This is a genomic window from Streptomyces sp. AC550_RSS872 (genome assembly GCF_019049285.1).
Classification (GTDB): Bacteria; Actinomycetota; Actinomycetes; order Streptomycetales; family Streptomycetaceae; genus Streptomyces.
The window spans coordinates 32,236-50,090 of the sequence record NZ_JAGMUL010000043.1; the positions used below are offsets into that span (position 1 = coordinate 32,236).

The following is a 17,855-nucleotide window of genomic DNA, read 5'->3' on the forward strand; positions in this document are numbered from 1 at the left end:
CGTCATGGCGCGGTGTCCTCCACGAGGACCCGCGCCATCGTGCGTTCGGCGAGCGCGGTGATCGTCACGAACGGGTTCACACCGATCGACCCGGGCACGAGCGAGCCGTCGGTGACGTAGAGCCGCGAGTACCCCTTCACCCGGCCGTAGTCGTCGGTCGCCTTCCCCAGCACGCACCCGCCCAGCGGGTGGTACGTGAAGTCGTCGGCGAAGACCTTGTTGCCCGAGCCGAACAGGTCGTACCGGTAGATCGTGGCGTTCGCCCGGTTGATCCGGTCGAACAGCTTCTTCGCCATCCCCACGGACACGGCACTCTGGGCGGCACTCCACCCCAGCTTCACGGCTCCGGTGGCGCTGTCGTACGAGAACGACGCGCGCTCCGGGTTCTTGGTGATCGCCAGATAGAGGCTGACCCAGTGCTCAAGGCCCGTCGGCAAGGGCGCGATCTCGGCGAAGACGGGGTTGGCTGCGTTGGCCCAGTCGTCGATGCCCATGACCGGCATGGTCGACTGGTTCGCCCCGACGGTGTCCCACAGGTGGTTGGCCCGCCCGAGCATGACGTTGCCGTTGGTCCCCCACCCGGTGCCGACGCCGGCGTCCAGGGCGGGCAGGGTGCCCGACTCCCGCGCCCGGACGAGGAGTTCGGTGGTACCGACGCTGCCGCCGCCGAGGAAGAGGTACGTACAGCCGTACTCCTTGGTCTCCACGACGGTACCGGTGTCGTCGGTCCGGTCGACGGCCAGGACGTACGTCCCGTCGGCGGACCGGCTGATCGACTTCACCCGCTCCAGCGTGTGGATGGTGACGTTCCCGGTGCCGAGCGCGGAGGCGAGGTACGTCTGGTCGAGGCTGCGCTTGCCGTGGTTGTTGCCGTAGATGACCTCGCCGGCGAGGGCGGACTTGGTGGCCGTCCCGGCCGCCTCGCGCTGCATGTACCCGAAGTCGTAGACACTGGGCACGAAGGTGGTCTTCAGACCGGCGTTGCTCGCGTGCTTACGGGAGATCCGGGTGAAGCGGTACCACTCGGTCGACTCGAACCACGCGGGGTCGACGGTGTTGACGCCGAGCATGGAGCGGGCACGCGGGAAGTAGGTGCGGTACATCTCCGCGGTGTCCACGGTCGGGAACTGCTCGGCGAAGTAGGACTGGAGCGGGGTGACGGCCATGCCGCCGTTGACCAGGGAGCCGCCGCCGACGCCCCGGCCCACGTACACGGACATGTGGTCGTAGTGCACGCGGTCCAGGACTCCCGGGTACGGGCTGATGTCCTTGTTGACGACGTCCAGCCACAGGAAGGTGGCCAGCGGGGCCTCGGTGCGGGTGCGGAACCACATGGAGCGGCGGTCGGGGGCGGCGGTGGAGCAGAAGACCTTGCCGTCGGGGCCGGCGGTGTTCCAGAGGCGGCCCATTTCGAGGACGAGGGTGCGGATGCCGGCCTGGCCGAGGCGGAGGGCGGCCACGGCGGCGCCGTAGCCGGAACCGACGACTATGGCGGGGGCGGATTCGACGGCGTCGGGCTGGGCTGCTCGGGCGGACTGGAGGCCGATGCGGGTGAAGCCGAGCGTGGCTGCGGTTTGGAGTGCCGCCATGCCGAGGATTTGACGTCTTGTCAGCTGACGCTGCATCAGGTTTGATGTCATGTGCGCAGCATGTGCGGATTATTGGGTTCCGCCTAGTGGGTGCCACGTATTCGTTGTGGGCGGGTGCGGGTTGTTTGTGGCTTGTCGCGCAGTTCCCCGCGCCCCTGAAAGACAAGGGCGTTGCGCTACAGCAGCGTTTGAAGCCTCTCCGCCAGCAGGTCCCAGCGCCACCTCTCCTCGACCCACTCCCTGCCCCGCTCCCCCATCCGAGCGCGCAGTTCGGCGTCTCCCAGGAGGGTGATGATGCGGTCGGCCGCCTCCTCCGGGGAGCCTCCCCTCACCACCCACCCCGTCTCGCCGTCCAGCACCGCGTCCGGCGCGCCGCCCGAGTCACCGGCGACGACCGGCAGGCCCGTCGCCGACGCCTCCAGGTAGACGATGCCGAGACCCTCCACATCGAGCCCCTTCCGCCTCGTCCGGCAGGGCATCGCGAAGACGTCGCCCGCGCCGTAGTGGGCGGGCAGCTCGGACCAGGGCACCGGGCCGGTGAAGTGGACGGAGTCGGCGACGCCCGTGGCGTGGGCGAGTTTGCGCAGGTCGTTCTCGTACGGCCCGCCCCCGACGATCAGCAGTACGGTCTCCGGCTCGGCGGCGAGGATCTGCGGCATGGCCTGGATCAGGGTGTCCTGGCCCTTGCGCCGGACCAGTCGGGAGACGCAGACGACCACCGGCCGGTCCGTCAGGCCCAGCCGGGCCCGGACCTCGTCGCCGCCCGACCCGGGATGGAAGGTCTTCTCGTCGACCCCCGGCGGCAGCTGCACCATCCGTGAGGCCGCGGCCGGCGTCAGGGCGGTGGCGATCCGCGAACGCGTGTACTCGCCCAGGTAGGTGATCGTGTCCGTCGACTCCCCGATCCGCCCCAGCAGCTGCCGGGCCGCGGGCAGCTGGGCCCACCCCGCCTCATGGCCGTGTGTGGTGGCCACCAGCCGCTCGGCGCCCGCCTTGCGCAGGGCCGGGGCCATCAGGCCGAGCGGGGCCGCCGCGCCGAACCACACCGATGTACAGCCGTGCTCGCGCAGCAGTCCGACCGCGCGCCGGGTCACGCCGGGCGTCGGCAGCAGCATCGTCGTACGGTCCCGTACGACCGTGAAGGGCTGCTCGGCGTCGAAGGCGGCGGTGGCCTCGACGCCCTCCCGGCTCCGCTTCCAGGTGGAGGCGTAGACGACCAGCCGCTCCGGGTCGAGGCGTAGCGCCATGTTGTGCAGGAACGCCTGGATGCCGCCGGGGCGGGGCGGGAAGTCGTTGGTCACGATCAGCGTCTGGTGCATCGCCGCCGACCCTACCGAAGCCGCTGTTTACAGGTGGGGCTCGGCCACGTGTGTGGCCCGCACACAGCTGGACACGACATCATGTTGCACTGAGACGGGCAGCGAACGGCAGGGGTTCTGGTGGAGACGACAGGCACGCGGCGATCCTTGGCGTGGCTTGTGGGCATCTGGGCGCTGACCAGGGTGGTCCTGCTGCTCTTCGTGTTCAAGGTGTACGTCTTTCCCGGCCCGGACGTCACCAGCGACGTGTCGGTGATCTACCAGGGCTGGTACGAGGTGCTGCGCACCGGAACGTTCCCGCTGGACGACGTGACCTGGCAGTATCCGCCCGCCGCGGCGCTGCCGATCCTGTCCCCCGCGCTCGTGTTCTGGCTGGACTATCCGTCGGCGTTCTTCGTCCTGTGCTTCGCCGCCGACCTGGTCGTGCTGCTGCTCCTGCTGTACGCCGGTCTGCGCCCCGGCCGGACGTTGCGCGGGGCCTGGGTGTGGGTGGTGGGCGTACCGCTGCTCGGGCCGACCGTGTACGCCCGCTACGACGTGATGGTCACCGGTGTCGCCGTGGCCGCGCTGCTCGCGGCCCCGCGGTATCCCCGGGTGATGGGGGCGCTGACGGCCCTCGGGGCGATGCTGAAGGTGTGGCCGGTGCTGCTGCTGGTGGCGGCTCGCAGGCGCGGTTCCTGGCTCTGGGCCGCGCTGACCGCCGGCGTGCTGGCGGCGCTGTTCGCCCTCGCCATGCCCGGGGCCTTCGCCTTCCTGACCTTCCAGCGCGATCGGGGCACGGAGGTGGAGTCGCTGGGTGCGCTGGTCTTCCATGTGGCCCGGCAGTTCGGCTGGGACGGGCAGGTGCTGCTGAACTACGGCTCGGTGGAGTTCCTCGGTCCGTATGTCGACGTCGTGAGTGCGGCGGCGCTCGTGCTGAGCGGGCTGGCGTTCGGCTGGCTGTTGGTGTGGCGGCTGCGGGCGCGGCGGTCTCACGTCCACACGCTCCCGGACGGGGCTTTCGTGGCGGTGCTGATGTTCGTGACGACGAGTCGGGTGATCAGTCCGCAGTACATGGTGTGGCTGGTGGGTCTCGCGGCCGTGTGCCTCTGCTTCCGGGAGAGCCGCATGAGGCTTCCCGTGGGGCTGGTGCTCGTGGCGTCCTTCGTCACGGTGCTGGAGTTCCCGGTGTGGTTCTCCCACGTGGTCGCCAGTGACGGCCTCGGTGTCACGCTCCTCTTCCTCCGCAACGGCCTGCTGGTCCTCGCCACCCTCCTCGCGGCCCGTGAGCTCTGGCGCTCCACGGTCACCAGGACGCCCCCACTCAAGATGCCGGCCCAGACCCCCCGCGCCAAGGAAACGTCCCTGCCGTCCTGACACCGAGTTTCCTCGCCCCCGCCGCCCCTACCCGTCCCATCCCTGGGGGCTGCGCCCCCAGACCCCCGCTGTCGGCCCTCCGGGCCTCGTCCTCAAACGCCGGACGGGCTGAGATATCCAGGCCCGGCGTAGCCCCCTGCGGTGGGTGGGGGTTAATCCCAGCCCCTCCGGCGTTTGAGGAGCGGGGTCTGGGGCGGAGCCCCAGAAGGACGGGACGGGTAGGGGCGGCGGGGGCGAGGAAACCGTTGTCAGCCCAGTTGCGCCCGCAGATACTCCCGCCACTCCCCCGTGAACTCCTCCAGCGACGTCCCCAGCACATCCTTCAGCGCCTCCTCCACCGCCCCTGCCCGCCCCTCATGCTCCCCCACAGCCCGATAGAACTCCGCGAGCCTGACCTCCCCCCACCGATCCGCGATCATCCGGCAGGCCATCCACCCGCTTTCGTAAGCCCGCGCCAGCCTGCCCCCGTCACCGCTGAAACCGAAGTCCGCGTCGACCGGCAACTCCTCCGGCACCCGCCCCTCCGCCACCGCGCGAGACAGCTCGGGCGCGGCCTCGGACGGGGAGCGGCCGGTGCCGAGGTAGCCGATCCAGTCGGCGTACCCCTCGGAGAGCCACAGCGGGGTGGCAGCCGTGGTGTGGGCGCGGGTGGCGACATGGGTGGTCTCGTGGGTGAGGACGACCTGCCTGCCGGTGCCGCCGAGGACGCCGTACGCATCGGGATTGACGATGATCCGGTCCGCGGGCGCACTCGCCGGGGCCCCGGTCTCCCCGGTGGTGACCGCGGCGATCCCCCGGTAGGAGGAGGCGGGCGCGCCCAGCAGCCCGGCCATCCCCTCCAGCGACCTGGGCACGAGGACGACGACACGCCGAGGCCACCGCGTGCCCCACGCCTGGGACACGGCCGGCACCGCCCGGTCCGCCAGCTCGGCGTACGAACGCAGCGCCGTGCCGGACTGCCCGACGCCCAGGACGAGACTGCCGTCCCCCCGTACGACGCTCACCTCACCCTGGTCCCACAGCTGCTCGGCGGAGCCCCTCGCGGGCCGCTCGGCGTCGACGTACCACCGGCCCTCCACGTCCAGGCTCAGGCTCAGGGTGCGGCCGACGCTGACGGGGGCCCGGTCGTAGCCCTGGACGCGGTAGCGGAGCTCGGCCTCGGCACGGGCGGTGTCGCCGGTGCGCCGCAGACCGGTCAGGCGGTAGGACCAGGCGGCGAAGGGCACCGCGCGCAGGTTGCCGTACCGGTCGCGCGCGCCCGTGCGCAGATACGCCGTCTCGTCGTGGTCGAGGATCGCGGCGGCCCGCCGGTCGAGGACCCGCTGCACCTCGGCCTTGGCACTGTCGGTGGCGGGCCGCCCGCCGCAGCCGACCAGCGACACGAGCAGCAGACAGAGCGCGATGACGACTCGCGTTCCCGACGCCCGCCTTCGACCAGCCATTTCCCGATCGTACGGCGGGGGAGGCGCGTAGGTCAGACCCGCGTCGGACCCGCGTCGGACCGTCGCCGGGACCGGCCGCGTCCCGGCTCAGACCCTGGTGACCGTCGCGCCCGGCATCATGCCCACCGGGTCGTAGCGCACCGGGGCGCCCGGGTAGGGCGCGTGGATCACCTGGCCGTTGCCGGCGTACATCCCGACATGGCTGGCGTCGGAGCGGTAGGTGACGACGTCGCCGGGCTGGGCCTCGGAGAGCGGGACCTGCCGGCCGGCGTACCGCTGGCCCTGTGAGGTGCGCGGCAGGGCGACCCCGGCCTGGGCGTACGACCACTGGATCAGGCCCGAACAGTCGAAGCCGTAGGGGCCGTTGCCGCCCCAGACGTACGGCTTGCCCAGGGCGGAGTGGGCGGCGGCGATGGCGGCGGCCGCGCGGCCCGAGGGCGCGGCGAGGCTGCCGAAGTCGGGCATGGCGTCACGGCCGGAGCGGGAGGCGCGGTCGTAGGCGGCGCGGTCGGTCGCCGTGAGGGAGTTGAGGAGCCGGCGGGCCTGGGCGAGTTTGTGCTCGACGGTCCGCTTGTGGGCGGCGACGGTCTTGCGGCTCTTCTCCAGTTCGACGAGCTTCCCGGCCGCCTCGGCCCGCTCCTGGGCGATCTCGCGCATGGCGTCCTGGAGGTCCTTGAGCTCGCCGGCCTGGTGGGCGCTGAGCCGGGCGATCCGGGCGGCCCGGTCGAGGTAGTCCTCCGGGTCGTCGGAGAGCAGCAGGGCGAGGGAGGGGTCGAGGCCGCCGGAGCGGTACTGGGCACCGGCCAGCGAACCGAGGGCGTCCCGCATGGAGTTGATGTCCTCCTGCTGCCGGGCGATCCGGTCCTGCGCGTCGTTCACCTGCTCCCGCAGCTTGTCGGCGCGCTCGTCGGCCTTGTTGTAGGCCTCGGTGGCCTTCTCGGCCTCCTCGTAGAGGCGGTCCACCTTGGCCCGGGTGTCGTCGTGCGGCGCGGCCGTGGCCGGTACGACCCCGATGGCCGCGGCGGCGGCCGACATGACGCACAGGGCTGCGTTGGCGCCCCGGTCGAACCCGGGCGATACAAGGCGGCGATGGGACCTCACGGGAAGCCGCTCTCCTTCCGCTGACGACAAGGACCTTCCCCGGCGAGGGGGAAACGCGGCAGACAGTAGCTCCGTGCCGGGGTGCCGACCAACGACCGCGCCGGGCACACAAAGTGACGCCCCGCCTCTGACGCAGGTCATGGGCGGGGCGTGGGGTCAGCATGAGTTGTCATGATTCGCCCGTTCGGGCGGCACATGGTGTTGATCTTGCAGGGGTTCGGCCGGGATCAGATCCGGACGCCGAACATGAACGGCATGTTGTTGATCGACTCGTAGCGGACGACCGTGCCGCTGCGCGGGGCGTGCAGGATCTGGCCGTTGCCCGCGTAGAAGCCGACGTGGTGCAGGTCGTCGTAGAAGATGACGAGGTCGCCGACCTTGAGCTGGCTCTGCGAGTAGATCCTCGTACCGGCGTTGGCCTGGGCCTGGGAGGTGCGCGGGATGGAGACGCCGGCCTGGGCGTAGGCCCAGGAGGTCAGGCCCGAGCAGTCGTAGGAGGCGGTGCCGGTGGCGCCGTAGACGTACGGCTTGCCGATCTGGCTCTGGGCGGCCTGGAAGGCGGCCTGGGCCCGGCCGGATGCGGAGCCGACGTTGCCGAGGTCCACGCGGTCGGCGGCGGAGCGGCTGGCGCGCTGCTCCTCGGCGGCGAGCGCGGCCTTCTCGGCGGCCGTCAGGGTGTTGAGCAGCTTCTGGGCCTCGGCGAGCTTGCCCTGGACCTGCTTCTTCTTCTTGCCCAGCTCGGTGCGGGTGGAGGCGAGGTCCTTGAGCTTGTCGGAGGCCTCGGCGCGCTGCTGGGAGAGCTGGCGCTGCTTGGCCTGGATCTCCTTCAGCGAGTCGACCTGCTGGGCGCTCAGCTGGTCCATCGTGGACGCCTTGTCCAGGTAGTCGTCCGGGTCGGACGACAGGAACAGCTGGACGGAGGAGTCGATGCTGCCCGTGCGGTACTGGGCGGCGGCCGCGAGGCCCATCGTGTCGCGCAGCTCGTTGAGCTCTTCCTGGCCGCGGGCGACGTTGTCCTGGATGGTGGAGATCTCCTTCTGGAGCTTCTCCTGCTTCTCCTTGGCCCCGTTGTACTTCTCGGTGGCCTGCTCGGCCTCCTCGTAGAGCTTGTCGACCTTGGCCTTGACCTCGTCCTTGCTCGGCTTCTCGCTGGGGGCGGCATTGGCCGCCTGAGAAGAGATGGCCACGGCAGCAGCGGCAGCGGTGGTCAGCACGGTCACGCGTGCTCGGCTCGGCTGCTTGGGTCGACGGTGGGACGCCACGGAGGTGAACTCCTTCTTCTGAGTGATCACCCGCTCGGAGGTTCGACGCCAGACCCTAGTGACCCAGTTGTGATCAGATCAAATCCTCACACGAAAATTCTCGTCACACGCGTCATTCTTTACACACAACTCACATCGTGTGACACGGGGTTGACACTACGTTGACCAGAGTTCATGCCAATTCGGGCATTGCGCCTGTACGTTGGCGTTTCAGGACAGCCGCTTGAGAAGCACCACAGAAGCCACCGGCCGCGCTCCGGCCCGGGCCACCCCGTCGGCCACCTCGCGGTCGGTCGAGGCGACGATGACCGGCCGGCCCGGCGGCTCGGCGCGCACCAGCTGGCGGATCAACTCGTCGGCGGTCACGCCCGGCTTGGAGAACAGCACCCGTACCCCGCGCGGCGGCGCGAGCAGCACCGGCGCGGCCAGCTCGGCCCCGTCGAAGACACAGGTGACCTCGGCGCCGGTCTGCGCGGCGAGCTGGGAGAGCTGGCCGAGGAGCCTGAGGCGCTGCTTCTCCAGCGGCATCTGGGGATAGCCGGTCTTGGTGACGTTGTAGCCGTCGACCACCAGATGCGCCTGCGGCAGCGCGAGGAGCTGGTCGAGGATCGCGGGGTCGTTCTCGGACAGCGCCCGGGCGGCGATGTCCTTCGGGGTCATGCGGCCCGGTTCGACCGCGTCGACGGTCTCGGCGGGCCGTACGGAGACCGGCGGCAACGCCAGTTCCCGGCGCAGCCCTTGGGCGGAGTCCAGCAGGGTGTCCAGGAGCAGCCGGACGCGCATGTCCTCGACGCTGCGCCCCTCGCGCGCGGCCTTGCGGGTGGCCTCCAGGGCCGCCTCGGCCTCGCTCAGCCGCGCCCTGAGCCGCCGTGACTCGCTCTCGGCGGCGGAGACGTGGGCGTGTCCCTCGGCGCGTACGGTCTCGATCTCGCCCTGGACCTTGCGCAGGGCGGCCTCGCCGCGCTTGACGTCACTGAGGGCGGAGCGCAGCTTCCGGTGAAGCGATTCCGCTTCCTTCTTCGCCGCGTCCAGCTCGGTGCGCAGCCGCTCGGTCTCGTGCCGGGTGTGCTCACGGGCGTGGGCGAGCTCCTCGCGCAGCCGCTCCAGTTCGGCGCGGGTCTCCTCGTCGGCCCGCTCGGCGTCGGCCCGCTGGGCCTCCTCGCCGGCCGCGGTGACCAGCTTGACCCAGCCGGTGGGCCGCAGAACATAGGCCGCGGCCGCCACGTCGAGCGGATCCGCGGCCGCGGGCACCGAACCGGAGTCGAGGGCGCCGGTGAGTTCCGGCTGGGCCTCTCTGAACTTCTCCCCGATGCGCTGACGGAACAGCGGATCGGTCTCCAGCGCCGCCGCCATCGCGTTGCCGGCGAACTTCGCCCGGCGGTTCGGGGCGAACCGGGCGTACTGCCGAAGCTGCGCGGGCAGTTCGCCGACGGTCAGTCCGCCGAACCCGTCGGACACGATCTGCACGACTCTGCGCCGTACGCCGTCGGGCAGCGGACGGTCGAGCACCTCGGCGGCGCCGTCGCCCGGCCCCCCGCCTTGTGTCTCCACCATCCGTCACACCCCAATGCTGTGCGGGGCCGGCTCCCCTCAGGAGCCGGCGCCCGGCCTGTCCACGAGTTCCACCTTGTCCACGGCGTTGCACCAGCGGCAGCGCACCGACTCGATGGTCTCACTGAGCACCTCGCGCTCCTCGACCTTGGGCTCACCGGCCAGATCGAGGTGCACGTACTCCACGACCTTGGACGAGCGCGTCACGTCGAAACGCGTGAGGTTGCCGCAGAGGGTGCAGCGCCACCGCGTGGTGTCGGTCGGCAAGGGAACCGTCATCGTGACCGTGCTCTTTCCTTCTAGGCCTCTATTGTCAGCGACGCGCCGGGCCCCCGGTGCGTGTGGCTCGTTACCCTACGGCCTGGCGGGTACTCGTCGCCCGTCCGTTCCCAGGACCTCCCCGGCGGCGAGGCGGTCTGTGCACGTGCGTCCCGTTACGTCATGCTCTGTGTTCATGATCGGCAACTGGCGCGCGGTGCGCTTCTCGGCCCGTTTCGGCAACGCGGTCCGGGGGCCGTCGGCGCCGGTGACCTATGCCCTGATCGCCGTGTGCTGCCTGGTCTTTCTGATCGGCCCGGCGGCCGGGCTCGGTCCGGCGTACGGCACCGGCGACGAGCTGCTCGCCACGCAGCGGGCCTACTTCCACCGCTGGGGCGTCGTTCCCGCGGAACTGTTCGAGGGCTCGCCCCGGGCCGCCCTGACCCCCGCCACAGCCCTCTTCGTGCACGGCAGCTGGGTGCACCTGCTCGGCAACATGCTCTTCCTCTACGTCTTCGGCGTGATGACCGAGGAACGGATGGGCCGCGTCCAGTTCACGCTCTTCTACCTGGGCTGCGGCTACCTGGCCCTGCTGGGCTACGCGGCCGCCAACGACGACTCCACCCAGTCCCTGGTCGGCGCGTCCGGGGCGATCTCGGCGGTTCTCGGCGCCTTCCTGTTCCTCTTCCCCGGGGCGCGCGTGACAAGCCTGCTGCCGTTCCTGCTCTTCCTGCCGCTGCGTTTCCCTGCGTGGGTGGTGCTGCCCTTCTGGGCGGCCCTGCAATGGGTGGCGGCGGGGCGGGCGACGCAGGGACCCGGGGTGGCCTACCTGGCGCACCTGGTGGGCTTCGGACTGGGCTTCGGCTGCGCGTGGGCCCGGTTCGGGCCTGCGACTAGAGTGAAGCCCGCCCCAGCTCCGGCCTCCGAGGGAGAGAACCAGCCGTGATCACCGCGATCGTCCTGATCAAGACCAGCGTGGACCGGATCCCCGAGATCGCGGAGCGGATCGCTTCGCTGGAGAGCGTCACCGAGGTCTTCTCGGTCACCGGTACGTACGACCTGATCGCCATGGTGCGGGTCAAGCAGCACGAGGATCTCGCCGAGGTCATTCCGGGCCGGATCAGCAAGATCCCCGGGGTGGAGGCGACGGACACGCACGTGGCGTTCCGTACGTACTCGCAGCACGACATCGAGGCCGCGTTCGCCATCGGGCTGGACAGCTGACCCGCGCGGCCCAGGATGAAGAGTTCTTCATCCTGGGCTCATCCTGACCGCCGGGTGCCGGGGGCAGGCTCGGTCACATGGTCTTCTCGCACCGGATCGCGGCGCTGGCCGCCGTAGTGGCGATTCCGCTCGGCATCGCCGCGACCAGCTTCGCCCTCACCGACAACCCGGAGTCCCCCAAGGTCCCGGCCAAGGTGGAGCTGGACAGCGGCTCCCCCACCCCGACGCCCACCCGGCCGACGCCGACGCCGAGCGACGCGGTCGTCTCCCGGCCCCCGGTGACCGACGGCTCCGCGAGTGACGACGATGACGACGACCGGGGTGAGGTCGGGGACGACGGCTGAGCGCTTCGCCGGAGAGACAGCGCGGAGCCGCACATGTCACAGCCCCGCGCCGATGAGGGGCGGTGTTTGTGACGACGTCGCCTAGCCCTGTGCGGCGGCGGATTTCCGCACGGGTTCGGATTCTGCTGTGGCTGCTGTTCGTGATGGCCGTGGGGCTCGTCTCCGTGGCGACGACCACGCGGTCGATCCTGTTGCGGGACGTCGACCACCGGGTGAACGGCCTGCTCGCTCAGGAGGCCGGTGAGTTCGCCAACTTCGAGGAGCGGGGCGTCGATCCGGAGACCGGCCGTCCGTTCACCGACCCGTCACGGCTGCTGGAGGAGTTCCTGGTACGGCAGTACGCCGACCCGGACGAGGAGCTGATCGGCCTGGTGGACCGGCCGGGCCGCGCCCCGGCGCACTTCCGCCAGCCGCGCGACATCCCCGTCGCCCTTCCCCTGTACAAGGACCGCGACGCCCTGCGCCGTATCTTCGACTCGCCCGACGCCACGGGCACGCTGCACCGGGCGTCCGGCGAGATCCGCTGGGCCAAGGTCACGGTCGCCCGGGCGGGCGGCGAGGCGGAGGCCGCGTTCGTCGTCGCCTTCCACCCCGGGCGGGAACAGAGCGCGGTGAACGAGGAGTTCCGTATCCTCCTCGCCATCTCCGGCGTCGCCCTGCTGATGACGACCGGCATCGGCTGGGCGGTCGCGGGGCGGATCCTCAAGCCCGTGCGGCTGGTGCGCACCGCGGCGGCGCAGCTCACCGAGCAGGACCTCACCCGCCGTATCCCGGTGCACGGGCGGGACGACATCGCGGCGCTCGCGGAGACCTTCAACGACATGCTCGACCGCCTTGAGCGTGCCTTCGCCGCCCAGCGCGAGTTCGTCGACGACGCGGGCCACGAGCTGCGTACCCCGATCACCATCGTGCGCGGCCATCTGGAGCTGATGGGCGACGACCCCGCCGAGCGCGAGGAGACGATACGGCTGGTCACCGACGAGCTGGACCGGATGAGCCGCATCGTCGAGGACCTGCTGCTGCTCGCCAAGGCCGAACGCCCCGACTTCGTCACCCCCGAACCGGTCCAGCTCGCCGAACTCACCGCCGACGTCTACGTCAAGGCCCGCACCCTCGGCGAACGGGACTGGCAGCTCGCCGAGGTCGCCGACGTCGAGGCCGCCCTGGACCCGCAGCGCATCACCCAGGCCATGGTCCAGCTCGCCCAGAACGCCGTGCAGCACACCGCGCCCGGCCAGACCGTCCGGATCGGCTCCCGCGCCGACGGGCCGGACATCGAGCTGTACGTCGCCGACTCCGGGTGCGGGGTCCAGCCGCAGGACGGCGAGGTGATCTTCGAACGGTTCCGGCGCGGCACGCCCCGGCGCGGCGCCGCCCGCGGCTCCGGGGCGGGGCTCGGCCTGTCGATCGTCCGGGCCATCGCGGAGGCACACGGCGGCCGGGTACGGCTGCGCGACACCGACGGCGGCGGCGCCACCTTCGTCCTGCTCCTGGGAGAGGCACACACATGAACCGCATTCTCATCGTCGAGGACGAGGACAGGATCGCCTCCTTCGTCGAGAAGGGCCTGCGCTCCAACGGCTTCACCACGACCGTCGTCGGCGACGGCGACGCGGCGTACGAGTACGCCGTCACGGGCGCCTTCGACCTGGTGGTCCTCGACATCGGTCTGCCCGGCCGGGACGGCTTCACGGTGCTGCGCGAACTGCGCGAGGCCCGGGTGACGGTCCCGGTGATCGTGCTGACCGCGCGGGACTCCGTACGGGACACGGTGGCCGGTCTGGAGGGCGGCGCCGACGACTGGATGACCAAGCCGTTCCGCTTCGAGGAACTGCTCGCCCGGGTGCGCCTGCGCTTGCGTACGGCGGCCCGGGCGCCCGAGGTGACGGTTCTGCGGTCCGGCTCGCTGACCCTGGACCTGCGCACACGGCGGGCACGGGCGGACGAGCGGACCGTGGATCTGACGGCCCGTGAATTCGTACTGCTGGAGCTGTTCCTGAGGCATCCGGGGCAGGTACTGTCCCGCGAGCAGATCCTGTCGCACGTGTGGGGCTACGACTTCGACCCGGGCTCCAACATCGTGGACGTGTACGTACGGGCGCTGCGCAAGAAGCTCGGGGCCGAACGGGTCGAGACGGTGCGGGGCGTGGGGTACCGCCTGTCCGCGTGACGTGTCCCGTCCGCGTGAAGTCTCCTTCATGTACGGCTCATCGAGGACTCACGGCCGAGGTGAACCCTCGATGACGTGACCCTGAACCTCCGACTGGGCGCGGCCCTGTGCGTGGCGCTCTCCCTGTGCGCGCTGCTCGCCGTGCCCGGCAACTTCCCAGGACTCGGCGCCGACGCCCGCCTCACCCTGGCCGTGTTCGCCCTGGCCACCTGCGCCTGGATCGCCACACCGGTCGACGACACGTACATCGCGCTCGGTGCCGGACTCGCGCTCACGGTGACCGGGGTGATCAGCAGCGACACGCTCTTCGGCACCCTCGGCGACTCCACGGTCTGGCTGCTGATCTGCGCCTTCGTGCTGGCGGCCGCGGTGACCCGGACGGGGCTCGCGGGGCGGGCGGCGGCGTTCCTGGTCGGCGGCGCCCGGACGGTACGGCAGCTCGTGCACCTGACCACGGCCGCCCTGGTCGTCACGGCGTTCGCGGTGCCGGCCACCTCCGGGCGGGCCGCGCTCGCGCTGCCGGTGTTCCTGGCGCTCGCCAAGGTGCTGGCCGACCGGCGGCGACTGGTGGTGATGCTGGCGCTGCTGTTCCCGACCGTGATCCTGCTGTCGGCGGTGGCGACCCTGATCGGGGCGGGCGCGCATCTGATCACCGTGTCGGTGCTGTGGCAGGCGACGGGTGACCGGATCGGGTTCACCGAGTGGCTGCTGCTGGGCCTGCCGCTGGCCGTGGCCTCCTCCCACCTGGCCGCCGAGGCCGTACTCCTGACGACCACGCGGCGCGCGGACCGCAAGGGCGCCGTGCACATCACGCCCGAGCAGATCCAGGAACACAGCGACGAGCCGGTCACCGGACCCTGGTCGCAGGCCGAGAAGCGGTGCGCGCTGCTGCTCGGCACGGTCGTCGTGCTGTGGTGCAGCGAGCCGCTGCACCGGGTGCCGCCGGCCGTCGTGGCCCTGATCGGCGCGGTGGTGGCGGCCTCTCCCGCGCTCGGCACCGTGCATCTGAAGGACGCGCTGAAGACGGTGCCCTGGTCGCTGCTGCTGTTCATGGCGGCGACGATGGCGATGGGCGTCGCGCTCGCCGACTCCGGGGCGGCGAAGTGGCTGGTCGACGGGCTCCCGTCGGGGGTCGGCCCGCTCGTGTTCCTGGCCGTGGTGATCGCGATCAGCACGGCGGCCCACCTCGTTCTCCAGTCCCGCTCGGCTCGCTCGTCGGTCCTGGTCCCGCTGGTGGTCGCGGCGGCGGTGGGGGCCGGGGTGAATCCGGTCGCGGCGGCGCTCGCGTCCACTGCGGCTGCCGGTTTCTGCCACACGCTTCCGGCCTCCGCGAAGCCGGTCACGCTCTTCTCCGACCTTCCCGGGACGCCGACGTATGCGCCGCGCGACCTTTTGCGGCTGTCTGCGGTGCTGGCTCCGCTGACCGCCGGGCTGGTGCTGCTGTTTGCCGTTGCGGTGTGGCCGGTGCTTGGTGTGCCGGTGACTCGATGACGCGCCGTTGGGGTGCCGCAGTTCGTCGTCTGCCGCGCCGTCGTGGCTGGTCGCGCCCACGCGGCGGAGCCGCATGTGTCACAGCCCCGCGCCCCTAAAAACCTGCTTAGGAGCCTTCTGATGCTGAGCCGCGTCGTCGTAGCCCCCAGTGGCTTCAAGGAGTCGCTGTCCGCCCAAGCCGCCGCCGAAGCCATTGCCGACGGGGTGCGGCGGGTGCTGCCGGATGCCGTGCTCGACCTGATCCCCCTCGTGGACGGTGGTGAGGGGACCGCTGCCGCGCTCGCCGACGCCACCGGTGGTCGGCTCGTCGCGCTGCCCGCCACCGGCCCCGTGGGCGAGCCGATCGGCACGCACTTCGCGTTGCTCGGCTCCCAGGACACGGCGGTCGTTGAGATGGCCGCGGTGGCCGGGCTGTCCCTGGTGCCCCGCGCCCTGCGCGACCCGGGCGCCACGACGACGTACGGCGTCGGCGAACTCCTGCGCGCCGCGCTCGACACGGGCGTACGGCGCGTCCTGATCGGCTGCGGCGACTCGGGTACGTCCGACGGGGGCGCCGGCGCGCTCCAGGCACTCGGCGCCCGACTGCTGGACGCCGACGGCTTCGAACTACCTCGCGGCGGACGGGAGTTGACGCGGCTTGCCCGGATCGACCCGTCCGGCCTGGACCCGCGCCTGCGGGACGTCGAACTGCTCGTCGCCTGCAACCCGTACAACGTGCTGTGCGGCGAGCGCGGCGTGGCCCGCGTCTTCGGCCCGCAGAAGGGGGCGACGCCCGCGCAGGTCGAGGAGTTGTCGGCTGGGCTGGAGAACTGGGCGCGTGTCCTCACCCGCGACCTGGGCGTCCTGGACACGGACCTGTACGGCGGCCCCGGCACCGGCGCGTCCGGTGGCCTGGGCGCGGGCCTCGCCGCGCTCGGGGCCCGCCTCCTCCCCCGCTTCGACGTCCTGCTGGACCACCTCGACCTGGACGCCCGCCTCGCCCGCGCCGACCTGGTCGTCACCGCCGAGGGCGCCCTGGACCACCAGACGCCCCGGGGCAAGGTCCCGGCCGAGGTGGCCCGTCGGGCCAAGCTGTACGGCCGTCCGGTGCTCGTGCTGGCGGGCACGCTCGGCGAGGGTGCCCGCGACGTGCCGGGTGTGGACGCGTTCAGCGGGATCCTGCCGGCGCCGATGGCCCTGGCGGAGGCCCTGGTGCGGGCCTCCGAGCTCCTCACGGACGCCACCGAACGCGCCCTGCGGATGATCCTGCTGGGCGCCCGGCTACCGGCTCACGCGGAGGTGTCCGGCACGCAACGCCCGTCCTCGGTGCGGTAGTTCCACCGGGCGCCGTCCGTCACGAGCTCCTTCACGGCGTTCACGAACCGCTCGACATGCTCGTCCGGCGTGCCGGCCCCGAAGCTCACCCGGATCGCGTTGAGGGACTTCTCCCCGGGCGCCGCCTCCGGGGCACCGCACTCGCCCTGGGTCTGCGGGTCGCTGCCCAGCAGCGTGCGGACCAGCGGGTGGGCGCAGAACAGGCCGTCGCGCACCCCGATGCCGTACTCGGCGGAGAGCGCGGCGGCGAAGTGGGAGCTGTTCCAGCCGTCGACGACGAAGGAGATGACACCGACGCGCGGGGCGTCGTCACCGAAGAGGGAGAGAATCCGGACCTCGGGAACGTCGGCGAGACCGGCCCGCACCTTCTCGATCAGGTACTGCTCACGCGCGACCAGCGTGTCGAAGCCCGCCTCCGTCAGCGCCTTGCAGGCGGAGGCGATGGAGTAGGCACCGATGACGTTCGGCGAACCGGCCTCGTGCCGGGCGGCGTTCTCGTGCCACTCGACGTCCACTCCCCCGTCCTCGCGCCGGGAGACCTTGCGGCTGGCGCCACCGCCCGCGAGGTACGGCTCGGCCTCGCGCAGCCAGTCGGCACGGCCGGCGAGGACGCCGGAGCCGAAGGGGGCGTACAGCTTGTGTCCGGAGAAGGCGACCCAGTCGACGTCGAGGTCCTGGACGCTCACCGGGTGGTGCGGCGCGAGCTGGGCGGCGTCGAGCACGATCCGGGCGCCGTGCGCGTGGGCCGCGGCCGCCAGCTCCCGTACGGGCCACAGCTCACCGGTGACGTTCGAGGCACCGGTGACGCAGACCAGGGCCGGGCCGTATCCCTCTTCATTCGACACCGTGCGGTCGGCGAGGGCGCGCTCCAGGGTCTCGACGGCCTGGCGCGGGGTGCGGGGCGCGTTGAGGTAGGTGACCTGCGCATTCTTCCACGGCAGCAGGGAGGCGTGGTGCTCGGTCTCGAAGACGAAGACCTGGCAGTCGGCCGGGAGGGCGGCGGCGAGGAGGTTGAGGGAGTCGGTGGTGGACCGGGTGAACACGACCTGGTCGGTGGCCCGGCAGTCGAGGAACTCGGCGACCGTCCTGCGGGCGTTCTCGAACAGGTCGGTGGAGAGCTGTGAGAGGTAGCCGGCCCCGCGGTGGACGCTGCCGTAGTACGGCGCGTAGGCGGCGACGTCGTCCCAGACGCGCTGGAGGGCCGGGGCGCTGGCGGCGTAGTCGAGCGCCGCGTAGGTGACCTCGCCGCCGGTGACGAGCGGGACGGTGACATCACGGCCGAGAACGGGCAGCGGGGCGCAAATGGTCTGGTCGAGGGCAGCGGTGGAGACAGACATGGGGAACTCCCGTGAAAGGCATGCGAGTTGACGGCATGCGGAAAGAGAAGAGGGTGCGCGGAGGCGGGGCTCGGCGGCCCTATCGCATTCGCTTGCT

General features: G+C 71.5%; 16 protein-coding genes. 8 read left to right on the plus strand and 8 right to left on the minus strand.

Annotation, left to right across the window (positions count from 1 at the left end; genetic code table 11):
• Positions 1 to 2: 2 nt before the first annotated feature.
• Positions 3 to 1,589 (minus strand): GMC oxidoreductase, encoded by a 1,587-nt coding sequence (locus tag KUM44_RS19690; RefSeq protein WP_217209421.1) that lies wholly within the window; start codon positions 1,587 to 1,589, stop codon positions 3 to 5.
• A 176-nt stretch (positions 1,590 to 1,765) separates the two neighbouring features.
• Entirely contained in the window at positions 1,766 to 2,908 is a 1,143-nt protein-coding gene (locus KUM44_RS19695) for a glycosyltransferase family 4 protein (protein ID WP_217209422.1), read from the minus strand.
• 120 nt (positions 2,909 to 3,028) lie between these two features.
• Between KUM44_RS19695 and KUM44_RS19700 the strand changes: the two genes are divergently transcribed.
• The gene (locus tag KUM44_RS19700; protein WP_217209423.1) at positions 3,029 to 4,264 is read left to right on the plus strand and encodes a glycosyltransferase family 87 protein; all 1,236 of its coding nucleotides are present in this window, start codon (positions 3,029 to 3,031) and stop codon (positions 4,262 to 4,264) included.
• Between the two features lie 248 nt (positions 4,265 to 4,512).
• Here KUM44_RS19700 and KUM44_RS19705 read toward each other — a convergent pair whose 3' ends face one another.
• The 5 genes from KUM44_RS19705 to KUM44_RS19725 form a co-directional block, all read right to left on the minus strand.
• Positions 4,513 to 5,706 carry a hypothetical protein gene (locus KUM44_RS19705; protein WP_217209425.1) on the minus strand — a complete coding sequence of 398 codons (1,194 nt, stop codon included), beginning with the start codon at positions 5,704 to 5,706 and terminating at the stop codon, positions 4,513 to 4,515.
• 87 nt (positions 5,707 to 5,793) lie between these two features.
• Positions 5,794 to 6,807, minus strand: coding sequence for an NlpC/P60 family protein (locus KUM44_RS19710; RefSeq protein WP_217209427.1), 1,014 nt, complete (start codon positions 6,805 to 6,807; stop codon positions 5,794 to 5,796).
• Between the two features lie 227 nt (positions 6,808 to 7,034).
• Positions 7,035 to 8,069: a C40 family peptidase gene (locus KUM44_RS19715; protein WP_217209530.1), complete on the minus strand. Its 1,035-nt coding sequence runs from the start codon at positions 8,067 to 8,069 to the stop codon at positions 7,035 to 7,037.
• 210 nt (positions 8,070 to 8,279) lie between these two features.
• Entirely contained in the window at positions 8,280 to 9,623 is a 1,344-nt protein-coding gene (locus tag KUM44_RS19720) for an NYN domain-containing protein (RefSeq protein ID WP_217209430.1), read from the minus strand.
• Positions 9,624 to 9,659: 36 nt separating this feature from the next.
• Positions 9,660 to 9,899, minus strand: coding sequence for a hypothetical protein (locus tag KUM44_RS19725; protein WP_217209432.1), 240 nt, complete (start codon positions 9,897 to 9,899; stop codon positions 9,660 to 9,662).
• A 175-nt stretch (positions 9,900 to 10,074) separates the two neighbouring features.
• Here KUM44_RS19725 and KUM44_RS19730 point away from each other — a divergent pair, with 175 nt between their 5' ends.
• From KUM44_RS19730 to KUM44_RS19760, 7 genes are all read left to right on the plus strand, one after another.
• Positions 10,075 to 10,824, plus strand: a complete 750-nt coding sequence (locus KUM44_RS19730) for a rhomboid family intramembrane serine protease (protein ID WP_217209434.1) — start codon at positions 10,075 to 10,077, stop codon at positions 10,822 to 10,824.
• The gene (locus tag KUM44_RS19735; RefSeq protein WP_031483291.1) at positions 10,821 to 11,102 is read left to right on the plus strand and encodes an Lrp/AsnC family transcriptional regulator; all 282 of its coding nucleotides are present in this window, start codon (positions 10,821 to 10,823) and stop codon (positions 11,100 to 11,102) included. The genes KUM44_RS19730 and KUM44_RS19735 overlap by 4 nt, the downstream gene beginning before the upstream one ends.
• Positions 11,103 to 11,179: 77 nt before the next feature.
• Entirely contained in the window at positions 11,180 to 11,446 is a 267-nt protein-coding gene (locus KUM44_RS19740; RefSeq protein ID WP_217209435.1) for a small secreted hydrophilic protein, read from the plus strand.
• Between the two features lie 143 nt (positions 11,447 to 11,589).
• Positions 11,590 to 12,957 carry a sensor histidine kinase gene (locus KUM44_RS19745; protein ID WP_374202053.1) on the plus strand — a complete coding sequence of 456 codons (1,368 nt, stop codon included), beginning with the start codon at positions 11,590 to 11,592 and terminating at the stop codon, positions 12,955 to 12,957.
• Complete coding sequence (locus KUM44_RS19750) at positions 12,954 to 13,616, plus strand: response regulator transcription factor (RefSeq protein ID WP_217209439.1); 663 nt, start codon at positions 12,954 to 12,956, stop codon at positions 13,614 to 13,616. Before KUM44_RS19745 ends, KUM44_RS19750 begins: the two co-directional genes overlap by 4 nt.
• A 75-nt stretch (positions 13,617 to 13,691) precedes the next feature.
• A complete protein-coding gene (locus KUM44_RS19755; RefSeq protein ID WP_217209441.1) occupies positions 13,692 to 15,107 on the plus strand; it encodes an SLC13 family permease in 1,416 nt (471 codons plus the stop codon).
• A gap of 120 nt (positions 15,108 to 15,227) precedes the next feature.
• Positions 15,228 to 16,421 carry a glycerate kinase gene (locus KUM44_RS19760; protein ID WP_217209443.1) on the plus strand — a complete coding sequence of 398 codons (1,194 nt, stop codon included), beginning with the start codon at positions 15,228 to 15,230 and terminating at the stop codon, positions 16,419 to 16,421.
• Here KUM44_RS19760 and KUM44_RS19765 read toward each other — a convergent pair.
• Positions 16,376 to 17,758 (minus strand): aminotransferase class V-fold PLP-dependent enzyme, encoded by a 1,383-nt coding sequence (locus KUM44_RS19765; protein ID WP_217209445.1) that lies wholly within the window; start codon positions 17,756 to 17,758, stop codon positions 16,376 to 16,378. The two genes, KUM44_RS19760 and KUM44_RS19765, sit on opposite strands and share 46 nt — an antisense overlap.
• Positions 17,759 to 17,855 lie beyond the last annotated feature (97 nt).